The organism is Exiguobacterium sp. s168 (genome assembly GCF_018619035.1).
GTDB classification, from domain to species: Bacteria; Bacillota; Bacilli; order Exiguobacteriales; family Exiguobacteriaceae; genus Exiguobacterium_A; species Exiguobacterium_A acetylicum.
In genome coordinates this window covers 123,371-130,014 of record NZ_JACSNE010000007.1, presented here as the reverse complement: position 1 = coordinate 130,014, position 6,644 = coordinate 123,371, and the positions used below count along the sequence as shown (strand labels likewise).

The window sequence follows — 6,644 nt, the reverse complement described above, 5'->3', positions numbered from 1 at the left end:
ACGATGAGGTAGATAGGTCACGGGTGGAAGCATGGCGACATGTGGAGCTGAGTGATACTAATCGGTCGAGGCCTTGTTCTAGCAGATGCATTGTTGATGACTTCAGTTTTGAGGGCGCGAGCCCGATCGTCTGGTGACGATAGCCAAGTGGTCACACCCGTTCCCATGCCGAACACGGAAGTTAAGCACTTGAACGCCGAAAGTAGTTGGGGGCTTCCCCCTGTGAGGATAGGACGTTGCCAGGCACTTGACCGATCTGCAGATTGCAGGTCGGTCTTTTTGTTGTAGAAAAGAAAAAACTGACAAAATGACAGCCAGTTTTAAAATACGACATCTACATTAAATTCAAGGTGTTGTTTCGACAAGACGAGAGATGACTTGTTTCAAAAGCGCAGCGGCTCGTGCTTCAAGTGGGTCTGGTAGTTGATCAAGTGGAAAATAACGAAGATCGAGGCTCTCTCCGTCCGTCATCTGTAATGTACCCGATATTCCTTTTGCTTGAAAGAGATGAATCACACTATATGTTTGATCGCCATTTGGATAACGGAAGAAGTAATCAGGACCCGAGAAGACGTCTAGTAGTTGAACGCTGCGTGCTTGAAGGTCGGTTTCTTCCTCTAATTCACGCATCGCGACTTCTTCAAGTGTCTCACCTGGTTCCATCGACCCACCGGGAAGTCCCCAACTGTGTGTATCCGAACGATATTGAAATAGCAGTTCATGCTGTGGATTCAGGACGAGTACGGTCGCACCCACGCTGATCAACGGTCGGTTCCCTACGATTTTTCGTAAATCTAATAAGTATCCCATCTGCTCACTCCTTTCGTATCAGTATAGAAGAATATTCATTATGACAGTTAGTAAAAAGAAATAAGGCAAAAAGACTTGCCAATTTAAAAGACACATGTTATATTAATATCTGTCGAAACGTTATATCATCGCGGGGTGGAGCAGTCTGGTAGCTCGTTGGGCTCATAACCCAAAGGTCGTCGGTTCAAATCCGGCCCCCGCAACCAATTTTTAAATAATCAAATCCGAAACGTTTATCGTCGCGGGGTGGAGCAGTCTGGTAGCTCGTTGGGCTCATAACCCAAAGGTCGTTGGTTCAAATCCGGCCCCCGCAACCAATTTTAAACTTAACTTCAACTTTACTACGAAACGTTCAGCGTTTCGTATTTTTTTTTGCCTTTTTCGTCCGGTACAATAGAGAAGGACGAACAGTACGTATTAAAGGAGGAGACATCGTATGATAGAACTGGAAATGAACAGCTTGGAAGAAACGACTGCTTTAGCCCTTGAACTCGGACGACGTGCTGAAGCAGGGATGGTCATTACGCTTGACGGAGACTTAGGTGCTGGGAAAACGACTTTCACCCAAAGCTTTGCGAAAGGATTGGGTGTGACGCGTCACGTCAACAGTCCAACCTTTACGATCATGAAAGTCTATAAGGGGCGTCTTCCTCTTTATCATATGGATGTCTATCGCCTGGAAGGTTCCGGTGATGATATTGGACTTGAAGAATATTTGAATGGTGAAGGCGTCGCTGTCGTCGAGTGGTCTGAATTGATTGCGGACAGCCTTCCACCTGATCGATTGGCAATCACGATTACACGAACAGGTGACGATAGCCGACGTTTTGAGCTGAAGCCGATCGGAGAACGATACATTACATTATGTGAGGGATTGAAATCATGAAAATCGTAGCTATTGATACATCAACGAAACAACTATCGGTCGCTCTTTCAGACGGGAAACAGATTGTAGCAGAAGCATCTTACGTCACGTCTTTGAATCATGCGACGAAACTCATGCCGTTACTTGAGCGCTTGATGGCGGAAGCAAAATGGACACCGGCTCAACTGACACGCGTCGTCGTTGCTGACGGTCCTGGTTCTTATACGGGTTTACGGATTGGAGCGACGACAGCAAAGACGCTCGCGTATACACTCGGCATCGAGCTCGTTGCCATCTCGACACTTGAACTGATGGCAGCTTCGACAGGTCATACGGGACGCGTCGCAGCGATTCAAGATGCGCGGCGTGGAGCAGGGTTTGTCGGAGTATACGAAGCTGGAGAACGAATCGCTGAAGAACAGCATGTCGAAATTGCATCTTTTGTGAAGACGTTACCGGCAGATACACTCGTCACAGGAGACGTCGATGCGTTCGAAGAGATTCTTCAGCCCTTCGAAAAGGCGGCTCCTGCTTTCCGGACGCCGCGTGCCGGCGTACTCGCTTTACTCGGCGCAACACGTCAGACAGTCGAAGCGCATGCGTTTGAGCCACGCTACCTGCGTCTAGCTGAAGCAGAAGCGAAATGGATCGAGGCACAGCGTCATGAGTAAGGGCATTCGTCGTATGACCGTACAGGATGCTGCAGGTGTTCATGCGGTCGAACTCGAATCGTTTGCGACACCGTGGACGCTAGATGCCTTCGAAGCGGAAATGACGCAAAATCCGAATGCCTATTATGTCGTTGCCGATCAAGATGGTATCGTCGGATTTGCTGGTCTGTGGCATATCGCGGATGAAGGACATATTACGAATATTGCCGTCAAGCAGTTACACCGCGGACAAGGACTTGGTGAAGATTTGCTAACGGCATTGATCGCCGTCGGTCGTGCGCTTGGTTTGCGGGCAATGACACTCGAAGTACGTGTCTCGAACACACCGGCGCGGACTTTATATGAAAAACTTGGATTCCAGTATGTCGGTGTTCGAAAACGATATTATCAAGATAACAACGAAGATGCTGCCATCTACTGGCTGGAACTGGAGGAAGAAGACCTATGACACAACCATTGATTCTAGCAATTGAATCGAGTTGCGACGAAACGGCGGCTGCCGTCGTCCGTGGAGGAACCGACGTCTTATCGAACGTCGTCTCGTCTCAAATCGAAAGTCATAAACGATTCGGTGGCGTCGTGCCCGAAGTGGCATCACGTCATCACGTCGAACGGATCACATACGTCATTGATGATGCCTTGACGGAAGCGAACGTCACAATCGACGATATCGATGCGATCGCTGTCACGGAAGGACCGGGACTGGTCGGGGCTTTACTCGTTGGTGTCAGCGCAGCGAAGGCACTCGCCTTTGCGCATGATAAACCATTGATTGGTGTTCATCATATCGCAGGTCATATCTATGCGAATCGTCTCGTGCAAGAGCTTGAATTCCCGCTCGTCTGTTTGATTGCATCAGGTGGGCATACGGAACTGATCTACATGCCAGAAGACGGTGTATATGAAGTCATCGGTGAAACACGGGATGATGCCGCCGGAGAAGCATATGATAAAGTTGCTCGGACGTTAAAGTTACCGTATCCAGGTGGCCCACGGATCGACCAGTTGGCACAGACTGGTCAGGATACGTTCCATTTTCCACGCGTCTGGCTCGAGAAGGACTCGTATGACTTTAGCTTCAGCGGTTTGAAGTCAGCAGTCATCAATGCCGTGCATAACGCCGAACAACGGGGAGAAACGATCATTCCGGAAGATTTAGCTGCAAGTTTTCAAGCGAGTGTCGTCGAAGTACTCGTGACGAAGGCGGTCCGTGCCGTGAAGGATAAAGGGGGACGCCAATTGCTACTTGCTGGTGGCGTCGCTGCTAACAAAGGATTACGCCAAGGTCTCGAAGCGGCGTGTGCGAAAGAAGGTATTGATCTCGTCATTCCGCCGATGCACCTGTGTGGAGACAATGCGGCGATGATCGGAGCGGCTGCGATTCATCCATATCGCGCGTTACGCCATTCGACACTTGCCATGAACGCAGAACCTGGGCTAGATTTAAAGTAAGGAATCCGAACAACTTGGGGGAAATGGAATGAAAAAAGTCATCATCGCATTGTTAGCGGTACTGGTCATCGTCGCGATCGGACTTCAGGTCCGAGAAATCGTCAACGCATACCAAGTCGCCTATAAGGAAGAACTCGTACCCGATAAAAAAGCGGTCGAGACGAATACGAAACAACGTCCACTTTACGAAATCGGACGAGCAGAAGGGGAAAAGACCCGGATTCAAAAGTTATATGCTTTTGATCAGACAATCAATGGTAAGCTCAGTAACGTCGTCATCGTCGATCGGAAGTATGGTTTAACGAACAAGGCGAGTGATGATTATTTCATGATTGCTTCCGGAACACCGGTGACGGATCAAGAAAAGAAGTCATTCGAACCAATGATTCAAAAGATGGATGCAGAACAAGTCCAAGCCGAGGTCATCTCAAAGCATGAGGTGACGGCTGTCGAGAACAATAAAAAACGGACGTTGACGTTATTTAAGGTCTTCTATAAGGATACGGATCAAAACGAATACCTCTTCTTCATCGAAAAAGAAGGCGGTCTGAAACTCGATCTATTCAAGAAGGGTTACTCACGTTTGTCTAATTACTAAATCCATGAAAACAGCGGATTCCTAAATAGGAGTCCGCTGTTGTTCGTTCATTGCCATTCAGTGATACCCGTCAAGTCATCATAGATGCGATCGGGATCGAGATTCAATTCCTCGACCGGAAGTCCATTTCGATTGATCCATGCCGTTTTGAAGCCGAAACTCTTCGCCCCGGTGATATCCCAACCGTTCGAGGACATGAAGAGGATCTCCTCGCGTTTTAGACCGAGCGTGTTTAAGGCATGCATATAGGATGCAGGTGCTGGCTTATACTGTTTGATATCATCGACACTGACGAGATGTTCGAACCGATCGGCTAAGCCTGACTGCTCAATCAGCGGATCGAGCATATCATGGGAACCATTCGAGAAGACGACCAGATGCTTGTCCGCCATCGTCTCGAGAACGGAGCTGACTTCAGGATATACATCAAGCGTCAGGTACGTCTCCATTAAGGTCGTGATTTGTTCCTCGGTCACATGGATCTTTAGTTCAAGTAACGTATAGCGGAGGGCATCTTGTGTCACTTGGCTGAACGGCACATACTGTCCGTTCAATTGCCGGAGGAAAGAGTACTCCAGTTGTTTCTCCCGCCAGCGTTTGCTGATCGCTTCTCCGTGATCCGGATAAAGCACTTCGGCTTGTTCTTTGACGGAATGGACATCGAATAATGTACCGTAGACGTCAAAGACGAGTGCTTGAATCGTCATAAAACATTCATCTCACTTTCATAGAGTCTGCTTTAACGATTCCCTTACAGTACGGATTCAAACGACACTCAAGCATGAACCTGTTGTAAAAAGCGATGAAACGTTTGCGCGAACGCACGACAAGCGGCTTGTTTCTCCGGGGTATTCGGATCAAACTCAATCTTCAAGCCATCCGTTACGAGGGTCGCCCCAGCTTCTTTTAATGCGTCTTCAATCAAATCAACGGCTGCGCAGTACTTCGGATAATCAAGATCCCCCGAACCAAAAGCAGCCGCCGGTATCCCGTCTAAGGATTGTTCCCGGAGCTCCTCGACAAAATCTTCTGCTTCATACGGTAAATCACCGTCTCCCCATGTATATGAGCCGAGTAATAGACCATCAAAACGTGATAAGTCCTCCCCGACGAATTGATCTAGTTCCGTGATCGTCACGTCGACATCGTGTTGCTCGAGTTCATGTTGAATGAGCGAGACGATATCTTCCGTATTACCGGACATGCTGACGAATCCAATCGCGATATGCATGCATCTTCCTCCTTTCACTGTACTTCTCCACTTTAATTGATAATGATTATCAATGTCAAAGGGCATATAAAAAAGCACCTTCCAAAGAAGATGCTTTTCTATACATTAGTCTTGTAGTTCGGCCCATTCCTCAATGGAACGAATGACCGGTTCGAGTTGGCGCCCTTTGTCGGTCAAACTGTATTGAATCTTAATCGGACGATCGGGAATGACAGTCCGGATGACGATGCCTTCCGCTTCGAGCTCCTTCATACGTTCCGTGAGCATACGACCTGATAATTCGGGAATGGCATCTTGAATCTCATTGAAACGACATGTCTTCGTCAACAAGTGACGTAAGATCAGACCCGTCCATTTCTTACCTAAGATTTCAAAGGCATGTTCGACTTTGGGACAAAGAGCCGGTTGGATTGCGACTTCTTCCATCAGCACTCATCCTTTCTATAGTTGTAGTATACCCGCTTCTGCTAAAAAAATCGAATCATTTTACTTAATGTAACAAAAAGAACTAAAACAAATCTATTTACTTTTAGTAAGTGATAAGATATAGTCTGTTTATTGAGTTACTTAAAGTAACTAAAATACATTAGGTAAAAGGAGAAGAGAGAAATGATGGATACAGGACTTTTAATCATTCGTTTAATCATCGGCTTAACGTTCGCTGCACACGGGACACAAAAATTATTTGGTTGGTTCGGCGGACACGGAATCGCTGGAACAGGCGGTTGGTTCGAATCAATAGGCATGAAGCCAGGGAAGGCACTCGCGATTACAGCAGGTCTTGCTGAATTGATCGGCGGCTTGTTGTTTGCAGGCGGCGTATTCCTCTGGATCGCAGCACTCCTCATCATCGGATCGATGCTTGTCGCGATCGTTAAAGTACACGGTGCGAATGGTTACTGGGTGACGCAGAACGGGTACGAATACAACATGGCATTGATCGTCATCGCGCTTGGTGTAGCGATGATCGGTGCTGGAGACTATTCACTCGCTGCACTCATCGGGTGAAGAAAAAGG

General features: G+C 47.7%; 10 protein-coding genes, 2 tRNA genes and 1 rRNA gene. 9 read left to right on the top strand and 4 right to left on the bottom strand.

The genetic code is table 11. The annotated features are described in order from the left end of the window. The first annotated feature begins 129 nt into the window (after positions 1-129). A 5S ribosomal RNA gene (gene rrf / locus KNQ15_RS06780) occupies positions 130-245 on the top strand. A gap of 100 nt (positions 246-345) precedes the next feature. Here the strand turns inward: rrf and KNQ15_RS06775 are convergent. Beyond that, a complete protein-coding gene (locus KNQ15_RS06775; RefSeq protein WP_214728465.1) occupies positions 346-810 on the bottom strand; it encodes an NUDIX hydrolase in 465 nt (154 codons plus the stop codon). A 129-nt stretch (positions 811-939) separates the two neighbouring features. Between KNQ15_RS06775 and KNQ15_RS06770 the strand changes: the two genes are divergently transcribed. From KNQ15_RS06770 to KNQ15_RS06740, 7 genes are all read left to right on the top strand, one after another. Further along, a tRNA-Met gene (locus KNQ15_RS06770) sits at positions 940-1,016 on the top strand. Between the two features lie 34 nt (positions 1,017-1,050). Beyond that, positions 1,051-1,127, top strand: a tRNA-Met gene (locus KNQ15_RS06765). A 119-nt stretch (positions 1,128-1,246) separates the two neighbouring features. Beyond that, positions 1,247-1,696, top strand: coding sequence for a tRNA (adenosine(37)-N6)-threonylcarbamoyltransferase complex ATPase subunit type 1 TsaE (gene tsaE / locus KNQ15_RS06760; protein ID WP_214728463.1), 450 nt, complete (start codon positions 1,247-1,249; stop codon positions 1,694-1,696). Continuing rightward, positions 1,693-2,346, top strand: a complete 654-nt coding sequence (gene tsaB, locus KNQ15_RS06755) for a tRNA (adenosine(37)-N6)-threonylcarbamoyltransferase complex dimerization subunit type 1 TsaB (RefSeq protein WP_214728455.1) — start codon at positions 1,693-1,695, stop codon at positions 2,344-2,346. The genes tsaE and tsaB overlap by 4 nt, the downstream gene beginning before the upstream one ends. Then, on the top strand, positions 2,339-2,794 hold the full coding sequence (rimI, locus tag KNQ15_RS06750; RefSeq protein WP_214728453.1) for a ribosomal protein S18-alanine N-acetyltransferase: 456 nt from the start codon (positions 2,339-2,341) through the stop codon (positions 2,792-2,794). The genes tsaB and rimI overlap by 8 nt, the downstream gene beginning before the upstream one ends. Continuing rightward, entirely contained in the window at positions 2,791-3,798 is a 1,008-nt protein-coding gene (tsaD, locus tag KNQ15_RS06745) for a tRNA (adenosine(37)-N6)-threonylcarbamoyltransferase complex transferase subunit TsaD (RefSeq protein ID WP_214728451.1), read from the top strand. Before rimI ends, tsaD begins: the two co-directional genes overlap by 4 nt. 28 nt (positions 3,799-3,826) lie before the next feature. Beyond that, complete coding sequence (locus KNQ15_RS06740; RefSeq protein ID WP_055969420.1) at positions 3,827-4,396, top strand: hypothetical protein; 570 nt, start codon at positions 3,827-3,829, stop codon at positions 4,394-4,396. A gap of 47 nt (positions 4,397-4,443) precedes the next feature. Here the strand turns inward: KNQ15_RS06740 and KNQ15_RS06735 are convergent, their stop codons facing one another. The 3 genes from KNQ15_RS06735 to KNQ15_RS06725 all read right to left on the bottom strand — a co-directional run bounded on the left by KNQ15_RS06735 (position 4,444) and on the right by KNQ15_RS06725 (position 6,053). Beyond that, positions 4,444-5,103, bottom strand: coding sequence for a haloacid dehalogenase type II (locus KNQ15_RS06735; RefSeq protein WP_214728449.1), 660 nt, complete (start codon positions 5,101-5,103; stop codon positions 4,444-4,446). Positions 5,104-5,171: 68 nt separating this feature from the next. Next, positions 5,172-5,627 (bottom strand): flavodoxin, encoded by a 456-nt coding sequence (locus KNQ15_RS06730; RefSeq protein ID WP_214728447.1) that lies wholly within the window; start codon positions 5,625-5,627, stop codon positions 5,172-5,174. 105 nt (positions 5,628-5,732) lie between these two features. After that, positions 5,733-6,053, bottom strand: coding sequence for a winged helix-turn-helix transcriptional regulator (locus KNQ15_RS06725; protein ID WP_023469609.1), 321 nt, complete (start codon positions 6,051-6,053; stop codon positions 5,733-5,735). A gap of 183 nt (positions 6,054-6,236) precedes the next feature. On the opposite strand from KNQ15_RS06725, the gene KNQ15_RS06720 reads away from it, so the two are divergent. After that, positions 6,237-6,635 (top strand): DoxX family protein, encoded by a 399-nt coding sequence (locus tag KNQ15_RS06720; RefSeq protein ID WP_023469608.1) that lies wholly within the window; start codon positions 6,237-6,239, stop codon positions 6,633-6,635. Positions 6,636-6,644: the final 9 nt, after the last annotated feature.